The sequence below is a fragment of the Arthrobacter sp. P1_H7 genome (assembly GCF_056405215.1).
Genome location: NZ_JBFUCO010000009.1, coordinates 77,873 through 101,447 on the forward strand (window position 1 = coordinate 77,873; position 23,575 = coordinate 101,447).

The following is a 23,575-nucleotide window of genomic DNA, read 5'->3' on the forward strand; positions in this document are numbered from 1 at the left end:
GAACCATGAATGCCAAAGAGATCGACCAGCAGACCCTGCTGCAGAACGAAAAAGACCCGCTCACCCACACCCCGGTGCACCTGCTCTCCCTCGACGGGGTCGGGAAGCACTACGGGAACATCATCGCCCTCTCCGAGGTCACCATGGCCGTGGACAACGGCCGCGTCACCTGCGTCCTGGGCGATAACGGCGCGGGCAAGTCCACCCTGATCAAGATCATCGCCGGCCTGCACCAGCACGACGCCGGGGTCCTGAACGTCATGGGCGAGGAACGGAAGTTCAGCTCCCCCCGGGACGCCCTGGACGTCGGCATCGCCACCGTCTACCAGGACCTCGCGGTGGTGCCTTTGATGCCGATCTGGCGGAACTTCTTCCTCGGCTCGGAACTCACGTCCGGGTTCGGCCCGTTCAAGAGCATGGACGTCGAGAAGATGAAGGACATCACGCTCAAGGAACTCGCCGCGATGGGCATCGACCTGCGCGACGTCGAACAGCCCATCGGCCAGCTCTCCGGCGGTGAACGCCAGTGCGTCGCGATCGCCCGGGCCGTCTACTTCGGCGCGAAGGTCCTGATCCTGGACGAGCCCACCGCGGCCCTGGGCGTGAAGCAGTCCGGCGTGGTGCTCCGCTACATCCTGCAGGCCCGCGACCGCGGCCTCGGGGTCATCTTCATCACCCACAACCCGCACCACGCCTTCCCCGTCGGGGACCGGTTCCTGCTGCTCAAACGCGGCAAATCAATCGGCTACTACGACAAAAAAGACATCACCCTCGACGAACTCACCGCCCAAATGGCCGGCGGCGCCGAACTCGCCGAACTCGCCCACGAACTCGAACAACTCGGCGGCCACGGCGACATCGTCAAGGAAGTCCAGGGCGAAGTCGCCGACGTCGCCCAAACCACCGGCACGACCTACCAGTAGCGGCCGCCCCAACTCCTGAAAGGACAAGCCTTTGGCTTACCTCAACCGCACCCCGTCCGACGCCACCCTGCCGGTGCGGATCGGACTTATCGGCTCGGGCTGGATGGGCGCCTTCCACGCCGAGAGCATTGCCCGCCGGGTCCCCGGCGCCGTCCTTGCCGCCATCGCGGATCCGAACCTGGAATCCGCCGGGGCGCTGGCCGGCGCCCTGGGCACCACGAAGGTGACCGCCGACGCCGCCGACCTCCTGGCCGACCCGGCGATTGACGCCGTCGTCATCGCCAGCCCCGCGCGTTTCCATTCCTCCCTGATCGGCCAGGCCGCAGCGGCCGGAAAGCACGTCTTCTGCGAGAAGCCCGCCGGTCAGGGGCTCGAGGAGCTAGGCGCCGCCCTTGACGCCGTCACCGCCGCCGGGGTGCACTTCCAGATCGGCTTCAACCGCCGGTACGCCGCAGACTTCCAGGCGGCCAAGAAGGACCTCGCCGCCGGAATCGTGGGGCAGCCGCAACTGCTGCGTTCGCTGACCCGGGACCCGGGCACCGGAAGCATCGGCCACGCCGCAAGGATCCCTGCGTGGACCATCTTCCTCGAAACCCTGATCCACGACTTCGACACCCTGAACTGGTTCAACGAAGGCGCCGAACCCGTGGAGGTCTACGCCGTCGCGGACGCGCTCGTGGAACCGGGACTGCGGGACCAAGGCTTCCTGGACACCGCCGTCGTGACCATCCGCTACAGCAACGGCGCGATCGCCGTCGCCGAGGCAAACTTCAGCGCACTGTACGGTTACGACATCCGCGGCGAGGTCTTCGGCTCCAAGGGCATGGTCCAGGCCGGCCGCGCCACCGAAACCGCCGCCCGCCGGTTCACCGCCGAGGGGACGTCCGCCGACACCCCACGGCTGAACGTCGAGCTCTTCCGGCAGGCCTACACGGACGAGCTGGTGGACTTCGCCGACGCCGTGCGCGCCCGGCGTGACGGTACCGCGCCGGAGCCGAAGCCCTTCACTCTCACTCCGGGAGCCAGTGACGCCCGGCGCGCACTGGCCATGGCGCTGGCCTGCATCGAGTCAGTGAAGCGGGGGACCCCGGCAACGGTCAACACAGTGGCCGTCAACGAGAGCGTGGTCCTCTGATGCGGCTCGCCGTGTGCGCTGAGATGGTCTTTACGGACCTGCCGTTCACGGAGCGGGTGCGGCGGCTCCACGAGGCCGGCTTCGACGTCGAACTCTGGGACTCGCGGCCCAAGGACATCGGCGCGCTCAAGGCCACCGGGGCGGTGTTCTCCTCCATGACCGGATACGGCTCCGGCAGCCTCGTGGATCCGGACACGGCGGACGAGGTAGTGCGGACCGCCGAGTCCCTGATCCCCACCGCCCTGGAACTTGGCGTCAGCCGGCTGGTAGTGCACCCGGCGGAACTCATCGACGGCCAGGCGGCCCGCCCGGTCTACCGGGCCACCGGCCAGATGTGGGCCACCGGCGCCAGGACCCTGGAACGGCTCGGGAAGCTCGGTGAGAAGTACGGGGTGACGTTCTGCCTCGAGAACCTCAACACCATCCTGGACCACCCCGGCATCCCGCTGGCACGGGCCAAGGACACCCTGGCGCTCGTGCAGGCCGCCGGGCACCCGAACGTCAGGCTCATGCTGGACCTTTACCACGCCCAAATGGGGGAGGGGAACCTGGTCGAGCTCGTTCGGACCGCCCTGCCATACATCGGCGAGATCCAGGTGGCGGACGTTCCGGGCCGCTGCGAACCCGGAACCGGGGAAATCAACTACGGGGCCGTCGCCAGGGCGCTCGCGGACGTAGGCTACGAAGGGACCGTGGGCATGGAAGCGTGGGCCAGTGGCGACAGTTATGCGGCCCTGGAGGCCTTCCGTGCGGCGTTCACCGTGCCCGTACTAAAAACGAGAGTAGAAGTATGAAAGACGTAATCCTTGGACTCGTCGGCGTTGGGCGGATCGGGGTCATGCACGCCAACAACATCGCCGCCCTCAACGAGCTCCTGAATCCGCAGGGGATCCGTGTCCGGCTCCGCCTCACCGACGTCGCCGAAGAGCATGCCCGGACGGTGGCAAGCGGTCTCGGTGCCGAATTCCTGCCCACGGTCGAGGCGCTGCTGGCCGCGGGGCTGGACGGCCTGGTCATCGCCACCGGAACCGGGACCCACCCTGAGCTCATCAAGGCGGGCGTGGACGCCGGGATCCCGGTTTTCTGCGAAAAGCCCGTGGCACTGAACGTGGCCGACGCCCTGCCGGTGCTCGACTACATCCGGGACCGGAACGGCGTGGTGCAGATCGGGCATCAGCGCCGGTTCGACGCCGGGTATCTGGAAGCCCGCCGCGCCTACCAGGCCGGCGAGCTGGGCTGGATCCATTCCCTCCGTGCCGTCACGTGCGACATGACGCCGCCCCCGGTCGAGTTCCTGGCCAGCTCCGGCGGGCTCTTCCGGGACTGCTCGGTCCACGATTTCGACATCCTGCGCTGGCTCACAGGCCGCGAAATCGTCGAGGTCTACGCCAAGGGCTCCAACAACGGGGATCCGGCCATCGGTGAAGCCGGCGATGTGGACACGGCCCTAGCGCTGGTGACGTTCGACGACGGCACCGTGGGAACGGTTTCGGCCACCCGCTACAACGGGGCGGGCCATGATGTCCGGCTGGAAATCCAGGGCTCCCGCGGCTCCCTGATGGTGGGCCTCGACGACAAGACGGCGGTGGCCTCCGCCGAGGCCGGGATCACGTTCCCCGCGGGGAAGCCGCATCTGACGTTTGCCGAGCGGTTCGAGACGGCGTACCGCTCCGAGATGGAGGCGTTCGTCGAACTGATCCTTGGCCGCCGGGAGAATCCCTGCACTCCGGAAGACGCCGTCGCGGCCTCCCGGGTTGCCGATGCCGCCCAGGAATCGCTGGCCACCGGTGCCCCGGTCAAGGTGACGGTGAGCGTCGCCAGCTGACCACGGCCCGGGGGTTGCCGGTCCTGAGCGGTCAGGGCCGGGTGCGGCACACCTCGACGAAGGCCCGGAACGGCGCGAGCCGCTCCCCGGCCGGGAGTTCCAGGGCCTCGGGGTGCCACTGGACCGAGGCCACCCAGCGCTCCGGATCCTCGAGCGCCTCGACAGTCCCGTCCTCGGCCACGGCCGTCACCCGCAATCCCCCGGCCACCCGGGCCACGGCCTGATGGTGGCCGGAGGCGATCTTCACGTTCACGGCACTCGAACCGCCGCCGTAGAGGGCGGCCACCCTGGAGCGGGCCCGCACCCCCACCTCGTGCCAGGCCCACGGGCCTGCCCCGTGCACCGGCGCGGGCTCGCGGTGCGCCACCGTTCCCGGTGCCATGTCCTGAATGAGCGTCCCGCCGTAGAGCACATTGAGCAGCTGATGCCCGCGGCAGATGCCGAACACAGGCAGCCCGGCGTCGATCGCAAGACGCGCCACGGCGAGATCCAGCGCGTCCTGGGCAGGGCTGACGTCGTAGCAGACGTCGCCGCGCAGCTCGCCGTAGAGGGCGGGGTCGAGGTCGCCGCCGCCGGGAAGAACGACGCCGTCAAGGGAGGCCAGCGCCGCGGCGAGGCCGCCGTCGTCGGGCCCCAAAGCGTCGAGCAGCACCGGTTCGCCGCCGCCCTCACGCAGCAGCTCCACGATGTACTCGAACAATGCGTTGGCTTCCGCCACGCGCGGGTCGGGATCGGCGGAACTGCTGAGGCGGACGGGAACGCCGATGCGCGGCCGGCCGCGGAGGGGGATGCGGGAAGTCTGCATGCCTCATTCTGCAACACGATCGCGGACTAGGATTACTAGATGAATCCCCGCTATCTCGTTTCCCGCAGCCGGTACATTGCCGCCGCCCCCGAGGCCATCTTCGAGGTGCTCGCCACGCCTGCCCTGCACAGCGTGATCGACGGCTCGGACACGGTGAAGGGCGCCCAGCCGCGCGGGCCACGGCGGCTGTACCTCCGCGCCAGGTTCGGCATGCAAATGAACATGCGGGTGAACTACAAGATCCTCAATACGGTCTGCGAATTCGAGGAAGGCCACCGGATCGCGTGGCGGCACTTCTACGGCCATGTGTGGCGCTACCTGCTCGAACCGTCCACGGGCAAGGACGGTACCGCGGGCACGCTGGTCACCGAGCACTGGGACGCGCGCCGGGTCCGCGGCAAGAGCTTCCTCCGGCTGGCCGGCTACCTGCGCCGCCATCCGGCCAACCTGGAACAGACGCTGGCCAAGCTCGACGCCTACATGGCTGCGCACCCGGACATGGGTAATGTGGATGGCAGCACGAAACGAGACTGAAGGTGGGAACTGGGATGGGCCGCAGGACACTGGTCGACGATCTCGTCGACGGCCTGCTGACCGAAATCCTTGACGGAAAGCTCCAGCCCCACAACCCGATTCCGCCCGAAGCCGACATCGCCAAGGCCTACGGCGTCAGCCGGCTCACCGTGCGTGAGGCCCTCAAAGCGCTCCGCGCGCAAAACATCCTCTATGTGAAGGCCGGCCGGGGAACCTTCGTCAATCCCACGGACAACTGGACCGGCCTGGACGCGATTTTCAAGGCGGCCTCGCATGGCAATGCGGCCGACCAGGTCTCGGTGGGACTGATTGAGATGCGCCGGATGGTGGAGACCGGGGCGGCCGCGCTCGCCGCCAAACGCTATACCCCGGAGCAGGCCGAGCGCATGCGCGAGTGCATCGCGGACATGAAGCGTTTCCACGACTCCGGCGACCTGGACCGCTTCGTGGAGGCGGATATTGGCTTCCACGACGCCGTCCTTAAGGCGTCCGGCAACCCCTTTGTGCGGGCCCTGTTCGCCCAGTTGGGCCAGCTGCTGTACGTGACCCGACGCGAAACATCGGCCGTCGAGGTGATCCAGCAGCATGCCATCGATTACCACCAGCGGGTCCTGGACAGCATCCTGAGCGGCGACGCCGAGCGCTCGCGGCAGGCGATGGATGAGCACATGGACCAGACCAATGCGGACTACGAACGCTACGTCCGGGGCGCAAAGTCCTGACGTCCACCTCCGGACTCTTGACGTAATCCGAATCACATCCTAAGATTTTGCCTAGTTCCTGAATCAGATGTCTGACATCTGACTCAACAAATATCCTGCAGCACGCGCTTCCAAGCGGGCAGGATGACCACCCCAATCCACCGATTTCCTCACCCGGCACAGATGCAGGGCAGGAAAACACGTAAGAAGGTCGATGATGACTTCATTAGCCCCCAAGTCTTTCGGACTCGGCGAACTGGGCGACCGCACGCTCCGCAAGGTGCGCCGCCGCGTCATGCCCCTGATTGTCCTGCTCTACTTCGTTGCCTACCTGGACCGCAACAACGTCGGATTCGCCAAACTCACCATGAGCGAGGACATCGGCCTGAACTCCGCTGCCTACGGACTGGGCGCCGGCATCTTCTTCCTTGGCTACGCCCTCTTGGAGGTTCCCAGCAACGCGGGCATGTACCGGTTCGGAGCCCGGAAATGGCTGGCCCGCATCCTGATCACGTGGGGCATCTTCGCCACCGCCATGTGCCTGGTGAATGGTGAAACCACCTACTACGTCATCCGGTTCCTGCTCGGTGCCGCCGAAGCCGGATTCTTCCCGGCGATCCTGTTCTACCTGACGCTGTGGTTCCCTGCCGCGCAGCGCGTCACCGTGCTGGGCATCTTCATCCTTGCCCAGCCTGTATCCAACGCGCTCGGCGCCCCGGTATCCGGGCTCCTGCTGCAGATGGACGGCGTCATGGGCCTCCAGGGCTGGCAGTGGCTCTACATCATCGAAGGCATCCCGGCGATCGCCCTCGGCCTGCTGACGCCCATCCTCATGACGGACCGTCCGCGGGACGCCAAATGGCTCGAGGCCGACGAGCGCAACTGGCTCACGGCCACCATGGACGCCGAACTGGCGGCCAAGTCCCAGTCGGGCAAGCACAACTTCCTGGCCGGGCTCAAGGACAAGCGCACCCTGGTCTACTCCGCCCTCTACTTCGGCCTGGTGTGCGGAATCTACGGCCTGGGCCTGTGGATGCCCACCATCGTCGCGGCCCTCGGCAAGTTCTCCACGGCCGAGATCGGCTTCATCGTCTTCATCCCCTATGCCGTGGCCGCAGTATTCGTCTATTTCTGGAGCAAGCGCGCGGACCGGACCGGCAAGCGTGCCTGGCACGCCTCGGTCAGCATGGTGCTCGCGGGCGTCGGACTCCTGGCCGCCGGCTACCTGCTGCCGGTCAACCCCTTCCTCGCGATGATCGGCCTGACGGTCTCGGCCATGGGGATCTACGGGGCCATCGCCCCGTTCCTCTCGATGCCCTCCGCGGCACTGACCGGTGCGGCTGCCGCTTCCGGACTGGCCCTGGTGAACTCCCTCGGAAACCTCGGCGGCTTCATCTCCCCGTACGCCGTCGGCCTCCTCAAGGACGCCACCGGAAGCAACCAGAGCGGGCTGCTGTTCCTGTCCCTCTGCCTGTGCCTCACCGCCGTGGCCACCTACCTCTACGCCCGCCGGCGCCCCGAAGGCGACGCCGGCCTTGACCCCGCGGTCGCAGCGGCTGCCGCCGTCGACCCGGCCAAAGTATCCTGATCCGAACCCCTGAAGGAATCGTCGTCATGACATCAATTACCCCGTTCCCCACTGAACGCACTGTGGTCCTGACCGGAGCCGCGTCAGCCCGCGGCATCGGCCGTGCCGCCGCCGACCGCCTGGCCAGCGAGGGCTGGTCCATCGCAATCCTGGACATCAATGCCGAGGACGCCAGCGCCGCTGCTGCCGAGATCGGTTCCAACCGTGCGGTCAAGGCCATCGGCGTCGGCGCGGACGTCTCCGACGCCGCGTCGGTTGACCGGGCCATCACCGAGATCGAGGGCTCGCTGCCCCCGATCGTCGCGCTGGCCAACCTGGCCGGCATCAGTTCCCCGACGCCGTTCATGGACACCACGGTCGAGGAATGGGACAAGGTCTTCGCCATCAACATGCGCGGATCCTTCATCGTCTCCCAGCGCGTGCTCAAGGGCATGATCGAGCGCAAGCTCGGCCGGATCGTGAGCATCTCCTCGATTTCGGCACAGCGGGGCGGCGGCACCTACTCCAAGGTCGCCTACAGCGCCTCCAAGGCCGGGATCATCGGATTCACCCGCGCCCTTGCCCGCGAGGTGGGCGAGTTCGGGGTCACGGTCAATGCGATCGCCCCCGGCCCCATCGACACCGACATCATGGGCGGCACCCTGAGCGAGGAACGCAAGGCGCAGATGTCGGAGGGCATCATGATGGGGCGGGTCGGCAGCCGCGAGGAAGTGGCGGCCCTGATCGCCTTCCTGCTCGGCCCGGACGCCGGTTACATCACCGCGGCCACCTACGACATCAACGGCGGCCTCCAGGTCTCCTAAGCTGCACGCACCCCCGTTGCGCTATCACTTTGGGGCCTCAAGATCCCGGAATGGCCACCAAAAGTGATAGCGCAACGGGGGATTGGCGACGGTCTAGGCTGGCTCCATGAGCGCCGCCCGCAGCCTTCACCCCAGCCCCCGCACGTTGGAGGTCGAGAGCGTTGCCGGTTTCGACCGGCTGGTCGCGGCGGGGGCGCGCAGCATGCACGGCTGGCATGTCCAGTCCCTGGATCTGCGGGGCCGCCGGACACAGTTGGAGGCGCTGGAGGCCCAGGGCGCGGTCTTCCTGGGCTGCAGGTTCGATCAGGGTGTGGAGGATTTGCTGCGCGGCCGGGGCGCCCTCATCTTTCCCCGGCTCACGGCGGTGCCGTTCAACCCCTACCGCGGGCAGCTGTATACGCCGCAGGAACTTTATGCCGGGATCGCCGCGTCGCCCTATGAGGACACGCTCGACGCGCGGGTGTACCAGTGGAGCATCCGGCCGGGCCAGCGCCGCCGGCTCGATGCGACACTGGCCGCCGCCCTGCATGACCATTCGATCGGCGTGGCCCTCGACGAGCTGGCCGGCACCTATCTCCGCGCCGGCCGCACGATGGTGGGGGTCATGGGCGGGCATATTGCCCGCCGCGGCACCGCCGTCTTTGAGGAAGCCGCACTGCTGGGCCGGATGCTGGCCCGGAGCGGACGGGTGGTAGCCACGGGCGGCGGCCCCGGGGCCATGGAGGCCGCGAACCTCGGCGCCTTCCTCAGCGAGGCCCCCGAACCGGACTTCCAGCGGGCCCTGGCAGACCTCGCGGCGGTGCCGTCCTTCCGCCCCTCGGTGTCCGCCTGGGCACGGGCGGCTGCGGCAGTCGCCCAACGCCACCCGGAGGGTAAGCCGTCGCTGGGGATTCCCACCTGGTTCTACGGTCATGAACCACCGAACTTCTTCGCCACCCACGTGGCCAAATACTTCGCGAACGCCATCCGGGAAGCCATCCTGCTTGAACTGTGCAACGGCGGCATCGTCTTCTTGCCGGGTTCCGGCGGCACCGTCCAGGAGATCTTCCAGGACGCCTGCGAGAACTACTACGCCGCTCCGGAAACCGTCACCCCCATGGTCCTGGTGGGGCACGAGCACTGGCTGCGGCGGTTCCCGGCGTGGCCCCTCTTACAGAGCCTGGCGTCAGGGCGCCGGATGGAGGGACGGATCTTCCTGGTCGATACGGTCGCAGAAGCCCTTGAGGCGCTGGAGCGCTAGCGGGTCAGAGATCCTTGCGGCACTGGGCGTGGCCGAGCTCGTAGAGTCCGTTCAGGTCCCCGTCGGCAAGCCCGTCCGGGGCTCCGATCTCGGGGTACATCAGCTGGGCCGGGTCAGCGACATGTTCCAGGCCCATCACATGGCCGAGCTCGTGCAGGATCACGGCCGTGGCATAGGCCGCGCCTTCGGCGCGGTCCAGGTCTTCCGCGATTTGCGGCGCATCCAGTTCCAGGCTGCCCGTGACGAAGCTCTTGGGACCGTCGCCGAAACTGAAGTGTGTGCTCCCGCCCGTGCCGATCACCGGGCCTTTGAGCTGCGGTGCCTGCTCCGGTGTGGTCCAGGCGATTAGCAGCGGCGCCCACCGGTCCCCATAGCGGTCCCTCTGGTAGGGCGCCCGGGTGGGCGAGGGGGCCTCGGACGTGGGGCCGTCATTGATGAACGTGATTCCGGTGGCCTCCGAGATCGTCCGGATCGAGTCCTCCACAAGCCGCTCGGCACCCTGCGGGACCAGGGCGGCATTGATGACGTAGTGCAGCGGACGGCACGGCGAGTAACCCACCGGAGTGCCGTCGTCGTTCGTGGCAAGGAACTTGTACGAAGTGCTGGCGGCCTCCGGTTTCCGGGGCACACCGAGGGGCTGGTCCTGCTCCTCGAGCCCGGGCGGGGGAGTGTCCGTCCGGTCTCCTCCGGCCGGCACGGCAGGCTGGCCGGATTCCTGGCCAACCTGCGGCTGTGCGTGCACGTCACTGCCTGAATTGTGCCCTGCGTTGTTTTCTGCGTTGTGCCCTGTTCCGCGGGAGACCTCGAAGAGGCCCGTGAACCGGGGATCGCCGTAAACGAGTCCGGCGGTGAGGAAGGCTCCGCCGGCGATCACCGCAGCGGCGGCCAGGTTCCTGACAATCCGCAGCGCGGTGGCTGGCCGGCTGTGCCGTGATCCGCGGTCCCGAAACTCAGGACCGTCCACTAGCCAACCACGGCGCCAAAGGCCATGCCCAGCAGGTACGTCACGCCGGCGGCACCCATGCCGATGGCCAGCTGGCGCAGGCCACGGGTGGCGGGCGAGGTGCCCGAGAGCAGGCCCACGACGCCGCCGGTGAGCAGCAGCGCCACGCCGACGAGGGCCGCGGAAACCACCAGTGCGGCGAGCCCGGTCATGCCCAGCAGGAAGGGAATGATGGGCACGATCGCGCCGGAGGCGAAGAAGCAGAAGCTCGACGCCGCCGCGCCCCAGGCGGTGCCGACCGCCTCGTGCTGGTCCTCGCTTTCGGGCAGTTCCGGCCGCAGGGACAGGCTGGGATCGCAGTCGCAGTCCAGCAGGCCCATCCGCTCCGCGACGCGGTGCTCGGCGGCCTCCCGGGACATGCCGCGGGCCAGATAGACGAGCAGGAGTTCGTTGTGCTCGATATCGAGCAGCGGCGCCGCCGCCAACGTGATCTGGGTGGGACGGGTCGCGGCGAGGAGCTCCCGCTGCGACCGGACGGAAATAAACTCGCCGGCCCCCATGGACAATGCGCCGGCCAGCAGCCCGGCGACGCCGCTGAGGAGCACCACCTGGCTTCCCACGCCCGAGGCCGCCATGCCCATGACGAGGGACAGGTTGCTGACTAGCCCGTCGTTGGCGCCGAAGACGGCGGCGCGGAACGTTCCGGCCAGCCGGTTGCGGCCCCGGGTGGCCAGCCCGCGGACCACTTCCTCATGGATCTGCTCGTCGGCGACCATGGCCGGGGTGGCGAACGATTCGGTGGCGTACGGGGAGCGGCTCTCCGCCCGCTGGGCCAGGGCCAGGACGAAGACCGAGCCGAAATGCCGGGCCAGGAAGCCCAACAACCGGCTCCGGAGTGAGGCATGCCGGTCCTTGCCGGCGTGATCGCCCAGCAACTGGAGCCAGTGCGCCTCATGGCGTCCCTCGGCCTCGGCCAGCGCCAGCAGGATGGCGCGTTCCTCGCCGGCGCGGTTCTGCGCCAGGTCCCGGTAGACGGCCGCCTCGGCACGTTCATCGGCGAGATACTGGCGCCAGCGCTTGATGTCCGCTGCGCTGGGTGCTGCGCCCGGATCTGAACCGGCGACCGGGCTGGGTGCTGCGCTCGGATCTGAACCGGCGGCCGGGCTGGGTGCGCTGACGGGAGGTGCGGTACGGGGAGCCTCGCCGGGGGCAGGGGAGGCGTGCGGCGGGGCGGGGCGCGGGTCCGTCTCGCGGTCCGGGGAGGGCTGTGTCGGGTGGTGCTGCGAAGAATCGTTGCGGTCCGATTCGGTGTGCTGAGACACGAAAAACTCCTGGGTTTGGTCGGGCATGGTCCGGCCCCATTGCGACTCCAGAGTACTCGGTATTTCCGCGCTTTTCCGGCTGGCCATCCTCAGCAGAAAGTTTAGGGAGGCCGTAACTGCCCTGCCGTGGCGGGGCCGCCCACAGCCGCTTTCCGGCCGCAATTGTGAGCCCTTGACCGCCCGGGTCCGCGGTGTTCGAATGAAACCCAGGGCGGGCTCCCCGGGGCCTTGCCGCCACCGAAGCCGCATGGAGGTTGCACCATGGATAGCACCGCATCACATCCCATCCAGCCGGCCCGGGACTCACTCGAGTCCGATCCCGCCTACGACTACGCCGAGGACGCGCCCGTCAGTGATGCCGCGGAGACCGAGGAGGAGGAGCTTCTCGAAGAGGCCGATCGGCTCGTTCCCCTGGACGCGGACGACTTCCTGGGCGACGAGAAGCCGGTGGTGCCCCTGGAGGGGGAAGAATTCCTTGCCACTGAGGAAGACGAGTGATTCTCCCGCGGCCCGTTAAGTAGCCCAAAGGCCGAATAAATAGCCCAAAGGCCGACGGCGGCGCCCCCCGCGKGGGGAGCGCCGCCGTCGACCTGCAACTCGCGGTCAGGACCCTGACGGGTCAAGGCCCTAGTGCGTGAGGGCCGGGGCCTTTTCTTCCTCGGCCGCGCCGCCGGCGACACGCCGGCGCCAGTTCTGCATGACCGCGGGATCCGTCGGCTTGGTCAGCAGCGACACAGCGATGTAGACGGCCGCGGAAGCCGCCAAGCCGTAGTAGATCGGCTCGTTGGCGTAGATGCCGTCCAGCGGAACCTCGGCGTTGATTTCCAGGATGATCATGGTGCCGAGCGTGATGACCGAGCCGACCGCCATGGACGCCGCGGCGGCGACGCCGGTGCCGCGCTTCCAGACCAGGCCGCCGAGGATGGCCACCAGCAGGCCGCCGACAAGGATGTCGTAGGCAATGGTCAGGGCCGCGACAACGTCCTTGGTGACGATGGCGATCACGATTGCCACGATGCCCAGGCCCAGGACCCACATGCGGTTGGCCTTGACGTCGTGTTCCGGGTTGTCGGTGTCATCGGTGTTGACGGTCTTGCCGAACCAGCCGGCAACGAACGGCAGCACATCGGCGCGGGCCACGGTGGCGGCTGCGATCAGGGCACCGGAGGCGGTGGACATCATGGCGGCGACGGCGGCGGCCAGCACGAGGCCGCCGATGCCGATGGGCAACAGGTGGGTGGCGACCTCGGCGTAGACAACGTCCTTGCCCAGGGCCTTGACGTCGATCTGCGGCAGGGCCACCCGGGCGCCGAGGCCGATCAGGGCGCCGGCTGCGCCGTAGAGGATGCAGTAGATGCCGGCCGTCGCGCCGCCCCAGCGCGCAACTTCGGGCGTCTTGGCGGTGAACACACGCTGCCAGATGTCCTGGCCGATCAGCAGGCCGAGGGTGTAGACCACAAAGTACGTGATGATCGTCTGGGCGCCGATGCCGTCGATCTGGAAGAACGTGGCGTCCACCCGGCTGCGGATCCCGTCGAGGCCGCCGGCGGCGTTGAGCGTGAACGGCAGCATCAGGAAGAAGATGCCGACCGTCTTGATGACGAACTGGACCTGGTCGGCCAGCGTGATGGACCACATGCCGCCGATGGTCGAGTACACCAGGACAATTGCCCCGCCGACGGCGATCGCGACGGCGCGGTCCCAGCCGAAGAGCACCACGAAAATGGTGGCGTAGGCGCCTGTGGAGGTGGCGCAGAGCATCAGTGTGTAGGCGAGCATGACGATGCCCGAGGTCTGCGTGGCGTTGCTGCCGTAGCGCAGAGTCAGCATCTGGGAGACGGTGTAGATTTTCAGCTTCTGGATGGTGCTCGCGAAGAGCAGGCTCAGCAGCAGGACGCCGGCGCCGATTGCGACCACGAGCCACATGCCGGAGATGCCGAACTTGTAGCCCAGGCCCACACCGCCGACGGTCGAGGCGCCGCCCAGGACGACGGCGGCCATGGTGCCGGTGTAGAGGAACGGGCCGAGGCGGCGGCCGGCGACGAGGAAGTCGCTATTGTTCTTGGTGCGGGACTTGCCCCACCACCCGAACGCCAGCATGGCGGCCAGGTACACCACCACGATTGCGATGTTGACGAAAGTTGCGTCCATTAAAGGCTCCTTGGAGCGGGTTGGCAGCGGATGCGGGCTTGCCGGGCCTCAACAGGGTGTTCGGCAAGGCTGCTGCTGCGTGACGTGGGTAGAGGAGAAATTCCGTCGGAACCTCCGGTTTTGCCCTATAGGCAACACATGTTGCCCAGAAGAGTATGCTGTGACTCCGGTAACAGTCAAGGCGCCGGGCGTGGTGCCGCCGCCTCCGCGTCACGAAGGCCCGCTCCCGCTAGGATTGCTCCAATGATGGGGCCAAGCGGCCGGCCGTGAAAGGTTCCTAAATGAAGGCACTACCAGTTGAACCGAGCAATGTTCCCGTTGCCATCGGTTCGCGGATCCGCGCCGCCCGGCAGTCCCAGCGGCTCACCATTGAACAGGTCGCAGACGCCACCGGGCTCACCAAGGGATTCCTGAGCCGGGTCGAGCGGGACCTGACCTCGCCCTCGGTTGCCTCCCTAGTAACGCTGTGCCAGGTTCTGTCTATCTCCATTGGCGACCTCTTTGCCGCCCCCGAAACGCACCTCACGAAGCAGAATGAGGGTCCTCGAATCTCCCTTGGCGGCGAGGGGATCGTCGAGCGGCTCCTGACCGCACGCTCCGAGCGCCGCGTCCAGATCATCCAGGCCGTGATCGAGCCGCGCGGGCGCGGCGAGTCCGAACTCTATGCCGTGGACTGCGATGTCGACGTCCTGCATGTGGTCAAGGGAAGCATCCGCCTGATCCTCACGAATGAGGAATTCGAGCTCAGCACCGGAGACACTGTAACGTTCCCCGGCCGGGAACCCCACACCTGGGTCAATCCCACCGACGACGCCGTCGAGGTGCTGTGGGTGCTGGTACCCGCCGCCAGCCGCTGAGGGCAGGACCGCAACAATAACCACCATGAAGGTATCCACACGGCGCAATCCGGCGATACACAGGACGAGCGCAAGCCGCTCGCGTCATCAACTGGGGGATCCATGAACCGCAACAACGTCTTTCTGTCCCTGGCCGCCGCGCTCGCGGTTGCCCTTGGCCTTAGCTCCTGCGCCGCAGCGGGCCAGCGTGCCGGCGAAACGGCAAGCGGCCCCGCCAGCGAAACTGCGGCCCCGGCGCAGCAGGAATCCGGCCCGGCCGCCACAACCGCGTCCACCGCCGCTTCGGCCACGCCCGCGCCGACCTCCAGCGCCTCCGGTACCCCCGCCCCGGCCACGCCGACGGCCAGTGCCGTGGCCGGCGTGAAAACCTTCACTTTCCCGGACGGGCACCTTTCCTTCTCCTACCCGAGCGGCTGGTCCATCCGGTTGGTGGGCTCACCCGAGGACGCCGCCAAGCTGCGGGGCGTGCAGGCGGTCATCGCCGACGCCACCGGCAATGAACTGGCTTCCATCATCAGCAGCACCAGCGCCAGCAACGCCTCCGGCCCGGTGGCTCGTACCGTGCTGGACACCGCTCCGGTGCCGGGGCTAAAGGATGTGGACGGTGAACAGCTGGCCTTCGGCTTCGCATTCGATTCCCTCGCTGACCAGTCTGATTTCCACATGAGCGTCCGCAAGGAACGTGACTTCGCGCCCGGGGTCGCTGACTCCGGCTCCGCCTATGTCAGCTTCGCCAACGGCGGGGCGGAAGCCAAGGTGCTCTTCGGCAACCCGGCGTTTGCCTCCGTCGACGCCGCCAAAGCCTGGATGACCACGGAGCAGTACAGCCAGCTCAAGCGCCTGCTGCTCACTCTCAAGTACAACTGACCTCCCCGGGCGCTGGTGAGATGTACGTCACATTCCGGCAATCTGCCGGAAACGGCAAATTGATGCCCAGAGCCGCCGCGTAACGTGCCGGCAAGAATCGGAAAGCCTTCCCGAAACACGCCGTGGGTAGCGTCATCCGCGGGGGGACGTACAGCAGTCCCAATGTGACATGGTCTCGCCGAATCGGCGCCCTCGGAGCGCCGGCACTCGAGGAAGGCTCCCGCTATGAAGTTCTCTGTGCTTGCAGTAGGAATGGCAGTAGATCCGCAGGTCCTTGACCCCGGATCGACCGCGTGGATGCTCACGGCGTCCGCCCTGGTCCTCCTGATGACCCCCGGACTTGCGTTCTTCTACGGCGGGCTGGTCAGGATGAAGTCCGTCCTCAACATCATGATGATGAGCTTCGGCGCCATGGGCGTGGTGGGCGTCGTCTGGGCCCTGTGGGGCTACGGACTGGCCTTCGGCCCCGATGCGTTGGGCGGATTCGTTGGGGATCCCTTCACGAATTTCGGCCTGAGCGGGCTGACCACCAGCATCGGCACCAAAGCGCCGGGACTGCCGGACATGATATTCGTCGGCTTCCAGGCCACGTTCGCCATCATCACTGTCGCGCTGATCAGTGGGGCGGTGGCCGAGCGCGTCAGGTTTGGACCCTGGCTGCTCTTTGCCGCCCTTTGGGTCACGCTCGTCTACGCGCCGATCGCGCACTGGGTCTGGGGCGGCGGCCTGTTCGGGCCTACCGGCATCATTGGCAGCAAGATCTCCGCCCTCGACTTCGCCGGCGGCACGGTGGTCCACATGAACGCCGGCATAGCCGGGCTCATGCTGGCGGTGGTTCTGGGCAAGCGGCTCGGCTTCATGAAAGACCCCAACATCCGCCCGCACAACCTGCCTTTCGTCATGCTCGGCGCAGGGCTGCTCTGGTTCGGCTGGTTCGGGTTCAATGCGGGCTCGGAACTCGCCGCCGACGCCACGGCCGCCTTGGCCTGGATGAACACGCTGCTTGCCACCAGCGCCGCCCTGCTGGGCTGGTTGCTCGTGGAGCGGTTGCGCGACGGGCATGCCACCTCGCTCGGAGCCGCCTCGGGTGCCGTCGCGGGACTCGTGGCAGTCACCCCGGCCTGTGGGTTCGTCGACCCTGTCGGGGCAATCCTGATCGGCACAATCGCCGGAGCCGTCTGCGCGCTCGCCGTCGGGCTGAAGTTCAAGATCGGACTCGACGACTCACTGGACGTCGTGGCTGTGCACTTCGTTGGCGGCCTGTGGGGGACCCTGGCCCTCGGATTCTTCGCACTGCCGTCCGCCAAGACGGCCGGCGGCCTCTTCTACGGCGGTGGCCTGGCGCAGTTCTGGCCACAGATTCTCACCGCCCTGATTGTCACGGCATGGAGCGCCGCCATGACCACGCTGATTGGTTTCGCGATCCACAAGAGCATCGGCATGCGCGTTTCCGAGGCCGACGAGCTCTCCGGCATTGACGTGACGGAGCACGCCGAAACAGCGTACGAACTCCTCATGGTCGGCGGCAGCTTCCACCCCGGTGACCCGCATGCCCGGACTGATGCGGCCGCGGCCCACGCCCACACCGGGACCCAGGCCGAAGCCCATGCCGAGACCCAGGCCGGGGCCGAAGGTGAGGCCGTCCGCGGCAGGGTGTCGTCATGAAGCTCGTCACGGCCATTGTTCGGCCGGAGCGGGTCGCCGCCGTCAGCGCGGCCCTGGAACGGGCCGGAGTCAACGGCCTGACCGTGAGCCAGGCCAGCGGCTACGGCCGGCAGCGGGGCCACACCGAGGTGTACCGGGGCGCCGAATACAGCTCGGACCTGCTGCCCAAAGTGCGGCTGGAAGTCCTGGTCGAAGAGGACGCCCTTGGCGCCGTCATGGCGGCCGTTGAAGAGGGCGGGCGCACGGGCCGCTTCGGCGACGGCAAGATCTGGATTATCGAGGTGCGCGACGCCGTCCGCGTCCGGACGGGGGAGCGGGGCGCCTCGGCCATCGCGTGAAGTGTTTGGTAAACAAATGATGCGCAATACGAAACTTCGAGTGTATGATGGGTGTCACAACCGTCGGTCAATCCTCGAAGGAGAGGCTTCTTTTGGAAGAGCTGCGCATCGAGGCCAATGGCAACCTTGGCCCCATCGATTCATCCCGCGTCCCACGCTACGCCGGGGCTGCCACCTATGCCCGCCTGCCGCGCCTGGACCAGGTGGCCAAGGCAGACGTCACGGTGGTCGGCGTGCCGTTCGACACCGGCGTCTCCTACCGCCCCGGCGCCCGCTTCGGGGCCAACCACATCCGCGAGGCCAGCCGCCTGCTGCGGCCGTACAACCCGGCGTGGGACGTCAGCCCCTTCGAGAACATCCAGGTTGCCGACGCCGGCGACATGGCGGTCAACCCCTTCAACATCAACGACGCCATCGAAACCATCCAGCAGAACGCCCTGGACCTGACGGCGACCGGCAGCAAGCTGGTGACCCTCGGCGGCGACCACACCATCGCCCTGCCGCTGCTGCGCGCCGCCGCAGAGCGCGCCGGCGGGCCCATTGCCATGCTGCACTTCGACGCGCACCTGGATACCTGGGACACCTACTTCGGCGCCGAGTACACCCACGGCACACCCTTCCGCCGCGCCGTCGAGGAAGGCATCCTGGACACCGAGGCCATCAGCCACATTGGCACCCGCGGCCCGCTCTACGGCAAGAAGGACCTCGACGACGACCACCGCTTCGGCTTCGGCATCGTCACCTCCGCCGACGTCTACTACCAGGGCGTCCTGGAGACGGTCGCCAAGGTCCGGGACCGGATCGGCAACCGCCCGCTCTATATTTCGGTGGACATCGACGTCCTTGACCCCGCGCACGCCCCCGGCACCGGCACGCCGGAAGCCGGTGGCATCACGAGCCGCGAACTGCTGGAAATCATCCGCGGGTTCCGCGGCATGAACCTCGTCGGAGCCGACGTCGTCGAGGTTGCCCCGGCGTACGACCACGCCGAGATCACCGGCGTGGCGGCAAGCCACGTCGCTTACGAACTTGTGACGCTGATGGCGGACCGCGCCGTCGAAGGAGACCGCTTCGGCGCCCCGAACGGCTACGCGGCCCAGGCCCTCGGCCAGGAATCCCGCCGCACCGCCGGCTTCGGCTCCCCCGTGGCTTCGCCGGTGGCATCACGATGACCGGCGTACGCAACGGCGGGGACCTCGTCGTCGAGACCCTTGAGGCGCTCGGCGCCAAGACGGTCTTCGGCATCCCGGGCCAGCACGCCCTGGGCCTGTTCGATGCGATGGGCCGCGGGAACCTGCACTTCGTCTCCTCCCGGGTCGAGAACAACTCGGCGTTCGCCGCGGACGGCTACTCCCGCGCCACCGGCGAGGTCGGCGTGCTGTTCCTGTCCACCGGTCCGGGCGCACTGACGTCCCTGGCCGGGCTGCAGGAGGCCTACGCGACCGGCGTTCCCATGGTGGTCGTGGCCAGCCAGATCCCGCTTGAGGGCCTCGGCGCCCGGCGCAAGGGCATGCTGCACCAGCTCGATGACCAGAAGGCCTCGGCCGCGAACGTCACCAAATCCCAGCGGCTGATCCAGCACGCCTCCGGCATCCCCTCGGCCATCCAGGATGCCTGGACCGAGGCTATCTCCTCGCCGCAGGGCCCCGTGTGGCTCGAAATCCCGCAGAACGTCCTGCTGGACCCCATCATGGTGCCTCCCGTGGAGGACGCCCTCGCCGAAGCGGCCGACAACCCGCCCCGCGTGGAACTGGTCCGCGAAGCCGTGAAATGGCTCTCGACGGCGGAACGTCCCGCCATCATCGCCGGCGGCGGCACCCGCCGCGGCCGGGCCGAAAAGTCGCTGCTCTCGATTGCGGAGAAGCTGCGGGCGCCGGTAATCTGCACCCCGGGCGGCAACGGCGCGTTCCCCTGGAACCATGAGCTCTCGCTGCAGTCCTGGATCGAGGACCAGTACATGACGGAGGTGCTCGAGGACGCAGACGTGCTGATCGTCATCGGCTCCTCCCTGGGCGAGGTCACCTCCAACTACTTCACCTTTGAACCGCGCGGCCGGATCATCCAGATTGACGCCGAACCCCGCGTCCTGGAGTCCAACCGTCCGGGCCTGGGCATCCGGGCGGACGCCGGCCAGGCCCTGGCCGCCCTCGACGCCGCCCTGACCGAACCGCACGGCGAACGCGCCGACTGGCACGGCACGGCTCCCGAGGTGCTCGTCAAGGACACCCTGGCCAAGGTCAAGGCCCGTCTCGAGTCCCAGGACCTCGGCAAGGAACTGAAGTTCATGGCCGACATCCGTGAGGCCGTTCCCGCGGCCATGCAGACGTTCTGGGACATGACCATCTCGGCCTACTGGGGCTGGAGCTGCTGGGATGCGCGCGAGGGCCAGTTCCACTCCGCGCAGGGCGCCGGCGGGCTGGGCTTCGGCTTCCCCGCGGCGATCGGCGGCGCCGTCGGGCTCGAAACCACCGGCACTTCCGCCGGCGCAGCTGCCGGACACGCCAGAGTGCTGGCCGTCTCCGGCGACGGCTCGGCGATGTACTCCATCTCCGAGCTCGCCACCGCCAAGCAGCACAACGTCCCGGTCACCTGGCTCATTGTGGACGACGGCGGCTACGGCATCCTGCGCGAATACATGGTGGGCGCCTTCGGCAAGGCCACGGCCACCGAGCTCGCCCGGCCCGACTTCGTCAAACTGGCAGAGTCCTTCGGCGTCCCGGCCGTCCGGGTGGCCCCGGAAGGCGTCGGGGACGCCCTGAGGGCTGGCTTCGCCGCGGACGGCCCCAACGTCGTCGTCGTCGAAACCCTGCTCCAGATGTTCGGCCCCACCCACCTGGCCACGTAGCCGGGACCTCAACAACACGGCAGCACTGCGGCAGCAGCACTGCTGTAACAGCACTGCAGCAGCACTGCACAGCGCGGACCCGGCCGGGTCTGCCCCTCACGGCGAGGGGCAGGCCCGGCCGGTCCGCGTTCGGCATTTAAGTGCCCTTTCGGAGCCGCGCGGCACCTCCCACGAGAGAGTTAGTTTCCCGAAGTAACCAATTTCGTATATAGTTGCCTGGGGCAAACAAAAGAGGGGTGTCCACCATGTCAGTTGAATCCAACGCTGCAGCCAAACTCGTCTACCAGATCTTCGACCTCCAGCGCGCGGTCCGCTGCGTTGCCGCCGCCAGCCTGCGCGGGCAGGACACCGGAGTGGCGCTGCAGGGCGTTCTGCGCTTTGTGGGGGAGGGCGAATCCCGGGCCACGCATCTTGCCGAGCGGCTCGGCGTCAGCGCCCCGGTCCTCAGCCGGCACATCGCCGACCTCGAAGAGCACGGCTATGTGGTCCGCCGGCCGGACCCGGAAGACGGCCGCGCGCAGCTGATCGCCCTGTCCGCCGCCGGCACGGAGAAGCTGCGTGTCATCGAGGACCAGCGGACGGCCACCATCCAGGACCTGCTGCGGGACTGGAGCCAGGACGACGTCGAACTGACGGCGCGCACCCTCGAAAAACTTGCTGAGTCCCTCAGGACCTCAGCCCGGGCAACGACGGCCGGACCCACGAATACGACCGAAATTGTTGAGGAGTAGATATATGGCTAGCCACGCCGCCGCCACAGGGCCGTCCCCGGCCCCGTCCGACCTTGCGCAGGGGGCATCCCGCGCATCCCAGACCGCCGCAGAACCTGTGGCGATGACCCACCGCCAGATCATGGAGGCGCTCACCGGGCTGCTGGCGGCGTTCTTCACCGCCATCCTGAGCAGCACGATCGTCGCCAACGCGCTGCCCACCATCATGTCCGAGCTCAAGGGCACCCAGACGGACTTCGCCTGGGTGATCACCGCCGCGCTCCTGGCCAACGCGGCAACCACCCCGATCTGGGGCAAGCTCGCGGACCTCTTCAACAAGAAGGTCCTCGTCCAGCTGAGCATCGTGATCTTCGTGGCCGGCTCCGTCATGGCCGGCCTGTCCGAGACCATCCCGCTGCTGCTGACCGCCCGTGTCATCCAGGGCATCGCCATGGGCGGGCTCACCGCCCTTGCCCAGGCCATCATCGGCTCCATGATCCCGCCGCGTGACCGTGGAAAGTACTCCGGCTACATGGGCGGCGTCATGGCCGTGGGCACGGCAGGCGGCCCGCTGCTTGGCGGCTTCATTGTCGACAGCCCGCTGGGGTGGCGCTGGACCTTCTTCGTCTGCGTCCCGCTCGCGGTGGTCGCGCTCATCCTGCTGCAGGTCACCCTTAAGATCCAGCACGTCAAGCGCCCCGCCAAGATTGACTGGCTCGGCTCCATCCTGTTGACCTCCGGCGTCAGCCTGCTGCTCATCTGGGTCTCCTTCGCCGGCAACCCCGACTACTACGACTGGTGGTCGTGGCAGACGGTGGCCATGGTGGGCGGCGGCGTCCTGCTCCTGGGCCTGCTGGTGCTGGTGGAATCCCGCGTAGCCCAGCCGATCATCCCGCTCAAGATCATCTCGGAGCGGACCACCGCCCTCGCGATCCTCGCCTCGGTGGCCGTCGGCGTGGGCATGTTCGGCTCCTCGACCTTCCTTGGCCAGTACTTCCAGGTGGCACGCGGCGCCACCCCCACCGAGGCCGGGCTGCTCACGCTGCCCATGATCGCCGGCAACCTGATCGGGTCGGTTGCCTCCGGCATGCTGATCAGCCGCACCGGTAAGTGGAAGCGGTACCTCGTGGCCGGCGCCATCTTGCTGATCGGCGGCCTGGGCCTGGCCGGCAGCATGGACCACACCACTGACCTGTGGCTGACCGGCATCTACACCGCCATCCTCGGCGTCGGCCTGGGCCTGCTGATGCAGAACCTCGTCCTCGCCGTCCAGAACACCGTCCAGGCCAAGGACATCGGCACGGCCAGTGCCTCTGTTGCCTTCTTCCGGTCCGTCGGCGGGGCGATCGGCGTCTCGGTCCTCGGCGCCGTGCTGGGCAATCGGGTCAAGGAGCTCGTCGTGGAGGGGCTCGCGTCCGGCGGGATCCAGGTTCCCGCCGGGTCCGCGGGGGCCAGCATGGACCTCAAGGACATGCCGGCACCGATCCGCGACATCATGCGCGCCGCCTACGGTGACGCGATCGCCGAGGTCTTCCTGATCTCTGCAGTTGTCGGCCTCGTGGCGCTGGTGGCCATCCTGTTCATCAAGGAACGCCCGCTGCGCCGCACCGTCGACGTCCGGCCGGAACCCGCCGAACTCGCAGCGGACGCCCCGGATCTCGCTATGGCCGGTGCCGCGGCGACAACGCCGGGCAACACACGTAACACCGGGAACGCCAGGACCGACGCCGCCGTGGCAGCTCCGTCCGCCGGCGGAACCGGCATCGTGGACCTGGACCGGGAATTCATCGAGGTGCTCAGCCGGGAGCGCGCCGAATCCCGCTTCCCCGACGCCGCCCGCCAGCGGACCCGGACCTTGGTGGCCGAGAACCGGCCCGAGGCCGCCGACGTCGTACCTGTGATGCTCCAGACCCAGCAGCTGCTTGCGGAGCAGCAGCTGCTGCTGGCGGACGCGCTGCGCGCCGTGCACGAGCAGGCCGCCGAGCAGCGTGCCACCGCCGCCGAACAGGCCCGGGTTGCCGAGGAACTCACGGCACTGCGCCGGCAGCTCGCCAAACAGCGCAAGATGCAGCGCGCGGCTGCCGACTACATCGCCACCCACGGCCGGCACCGCACCGAGTAGCGCCGGCTCGCAGCACCGGACCGCAGAGGCCCCGCGGCCGCCCCCAGGGGCGGCAGCGGGGCCCTTCGCGCGGCAAGACGGTTGCGTGCGAGGCCGCGGCAGCCGCTAAACCACACCGTTTGGATGATCTTCAGTGTCCCGTGTTCCGCCCGGGCAGGGGATTTCGTAGAGTCGGGTGGCTAAGGCTGTCGGCCCCAACGG

22 protein-coding genes are annotated in these 23,575 nt (G+C 67.9%); 18 read left to right on the forward strand and 4 right to left on the reverse strand.

Features of this window, described 5'->3' with window-relative positions; all coding sequences use genetic code 11:
* The first annotated feature begins 5 nt into the window (after positions 1-5).
* The 4 genes from AC1DXI_RS10610 to AC1DXI_RS10625 are packed head-to-tail and all read left to right on the forward strand — an operon-like array spanning position 6 to position 3,883.
* A complete protein-coding gene (locus AC1DXI_RS10610; protein ID WP_476938565.1) occupies positions 6-923 on the forward strand; it encodes an ATP-binding cassette domain-containing protein in 918 nt (305 codons plus the stop codon).
* 31 nt (positions 924-954) lie between these two features.
* Positions 955-2,058 (forward strand): Gfo/Idh/MocA family oxidoreductase, encoded by a 1,104-nt coding sequence (locus tag AC1DXI_RS10615; RefSeq protein WP_476938566.1) that lies wholly within the window; start codon positions 955-957, stop codon positions 2,056-2,058.
* Positions 2,058-2,852, forward strand: a complete 795-nt coding sequence (locus AC1DXI_RS10620; protein WP_476938567.1) for a TIM barrel protein — start codon at positions 2,058-2,060, stop codon at positions 2,850-2,852. Before AC1DXI_RS10615 ends, AC1DXI_RS10620 begins: the two co-directional genes overlap by 1 nt.
* Complete coding sequence (locus tag AC1DXI_RS10625; RefSeq protein WP_476938568.1) at positions 2,849-3,883, forward strand: Gfo/Idh/MocA family oxidoreductase; 1,035 nt, start codon at positions 2,849-2,851, stop codon at positions 3,881-3,883. The genes AC1DXI_RS10620 and AC1DXI_RS10625 overlap by 4 nt, the downstream gene beginning before the upstream one ends.
* A 31-nt stretch (positions 3,884-3,914) precedes the next feature.
* Here AC1DXI_RS10625 and AC1DXI_RS10630 read toward each other — a convergent pair whose 3' ends face one another.
* Positions 3,915-4,688, reverse strand: a complete 774-nt coding sequence (locus AC1DXI_RS10630) for a gamma-glutamyl-gamma-aminobutyrate hydrolase family protein (RefSeq protein ID WP_476938569.1) — start codon at positions 4,686-4,688, stop codon at positions 3,915-3,917.
* A 39-nt stretch (positions 4,689-4,727) separates the two neighbouring features.
* Between AC1DXI_RS10630 and AC1DXI_RS10635 the strand changes: the two genes are divergently transcribed.
* The 5 genes from AC1DXI_RS10635 (at position 4,728) to AC1DXI_RS10655 (ending at position 9,554) form a co-directional block, all read left to right on the forward strand.
* A complete protein-coding gene (locus tag AC1DXI_RS10635) occupies positions 4,728-5,222 on the forward strand; it encodes an SRPBCC family protein (RefSeq protein ID WP_476938570.1) in 495 nt (164 codons plus the stop codon).
* A gap of 14 nt (positions 5,223-5,236) precedes the next feature.
* Positions 5,237-5,944 carry a FadR/GntR family transcriptional regulator gene (locus AC1DXI_RS10640; protein ID WP_018775920.1) on the forward strand — a complete coding sequence of 236 codons (708 nt, stop codon included), beginning with the start codon at positions 5,237-5,239 and terminating at the stop codon, positions 5,942-5,944.
* A 193-nt stretch (positions 5,945-6,137) separates the two neighbouring features.
* Entirely contained in the window at positions 6,138-7,511 is a 1,374-nt protein-coding gene (locus AC1DXI_RS10645) for an MFS transporter (protein WP_476938571.1), read from the forward strand.
* A 26-nt stretch (positions 7,512-7,537) separates the two neighbouring features.
* A complete protein-coding gene (locus AC1DXI_RS10650) occupies positions 7,538-8,314 on the forward strand; it encodes an SDR family NAD(P)-dependent oxidoreductase (protein WP_018775918.1) in 777 nt (258 codons plus the stop codon).
* A 106-nt stretch (positions 8,315-8,420) separates the two neighbouring features.
* Positions 8,421-9,554, forward strand: coding sequence for an LOG family protein (locus AC1DXI_RS10655; protein WP_476938572.1), 1,134 nt, complete (start codon positions 8,421-8,423; stop codon positions 9,552-9,554).
* A 4-nt stretch (positions 9,555-9,558) separates the two neighbouring features.
* On the opposite strand, the gene AC1DXI_RS10660 is transcribed toward AC1DXI_RS10655, so the two are convergent.
* Positions 9,559-10,518: a matrixin family metalloprotease gene (locus AC1DXI_RS10660; protein ID WP_476938573.1), complete on the reverse strand. Its 960-nt coding sequence runs from the start codon at positions 10,516-10,518 to the stop codon at positions 9,559-9,561.
* A complete protein-coding gene (locus tag AC1DXI_RS10665; protein WP_476938574.1) occupies positions 10,518-11,819 on the reverse strand; it encodes a VIT1/CCC1 transporter family protein in 1,302 nt (433 codons plus the stop codon). Before AC1DXI_RS10665 ends, AC1DXI_RS10660 begins: the two co-directional genes overlap by 1 nt.
* Before the next feature lie 261 nt (positions 11,820-12,080).
* On the opposite strand from AC1DXI_RS10665, the gene AC1DXI_RS10670 reads away from it, so the two are divergent.
* On the forward strand, positions 12,081-12,317 hold the full coding sequence (locus AC1DXI_RS10670) for a hypothetical protein (RefSeq protein WP_476938575.1): 237 nt from the start codon (positions 12,081-12,083) through the stop codon (positions 12,315-12,317).
* A 129-nt stretch (positions 12,318-12,446) separates the two neighbouring features.
* On the opposite strand, the gene AC1DXI_RS10675 is transcribed toward AC1DXI_RS10670, so the two are convergent.
* Positions 12,447-13,970 (reverse strand): sodium:solute symporter family protein, encoded by a 1,524-nt coding sequence (locus AC1DXI_RS10675; protein WP_476938576.1) that lies wholly within the window; start codon positions 13,968-13,970, stop codon positions 12,447-12,449.
* Positions 13,971-14,251: 281 nt separating this feature from the next.
* On the opposite strand from AC1DXI_RS10675, the gene AC1DXI_RS10680 reads away from it, so the two are divergent.
* From AC1DXI_RS10680 to AC1DXI_RS10715, 8 genes are all read left to right on the forward strand, one after another.
* A complete protein-coding gene (locus tag AC1DXI_RS10680) occupies positions 14,252-14,827 on the forward strand; it encodes a helix-turn-helix domain-containing protein (protein WP_018775913.1) in 576 nt (191 codons plus the stop codon).
* A 102-nt stretch (positions 14,828-14,929) separates the two neighbouring features.
* On the forward strand, positions 14,930-15,694 hold the full coding sequence (locus AC1DXI_RS10685) for a hypothetical protein (protein ID WP_476938577.1): 765 nt from the start codon (positions 14,930-14,932) through the stop codon (positions 15,692-15,694).
* Positions 15,695-15,919: 225 nt separating this feature from the next.
* Entirely contained in the window at positions 15,920-17,359 is a 1,440-nt protein-coding gene (locus tag AC1DXI_RS10690; RefSeq protein WP_476938578.1) for an ammonium transporter, read from the forward strand.
* The gene (locus AC1DXI_RS10695; RefSeq protein ID WP_018775910.1) at positions 17,356-17,697 is read left to right on the forward strand and encodes a P-II family nitrogen regulator; all 342 of its coding nucleotides are present in this window, start codon (positions 17,356-17,358) and stop codon (positions 17,695-17,697) included. The genes AC1DXI_RS10690 and AC1DXI_RS10695 overlap by 4 nt, the downstream gene beginning before the upstream one ends.
* Before the next feature lie 92 nt (positions 17,698-17,789).
* Entirely contained in the window at positions 17,790-18,869 is a 1,080-nt protein-coding gene (speB, locus tag AC1DXI_RS10700) for an agmatinase (RefSeq protein ID WP_018775909.1), read from the forward strand.
* Positions 18,866-20,542 carry a thiamine pyrophosphate-binding protein gene (locus AC1DXI_RS10705; protein WP_476938579.1) on the forward strand — a complete coding sequence of 559 codons (1,677 nt, stop codon included), beginning with the start codon at positions 18,866-18,868 and terminating at the stop codon, positions 20,540-20,542. Before speB ends, AC1DXI_RS10705 begins: the two co-directional genes overlap by 4 nt.
* Before the next feature lie 245 nt (positions 20,543-20,787).
* Positions 20,788-21,273 carry a MarR family winged helix-turn-helix transcriptional regulator gene (locus AC1DXI_RS10710; RefSeq protein ID WP_476938580.1) on the forward strand — a complete coding sequence of 162 codons (486 nt, stop codon included), beginning with the start codon at positions 20,788-20,790 and terminating at the stop codon, positions 21,271-21,273.
* Between the two features lie 103 nt (positions 21,274-21,376).
* A complete protein-coding gene (locus tag AC1DXI_RS10715) occupies positions 21,377-23,374 on the forward strand; it encodes an MDR family MFS transporter (protein ID WP_476938619.1) in 1,998 nt (665 codons plus the stop codon).
* Positions 23,375-23,575 lie beyond the last annotated feature (201 nt).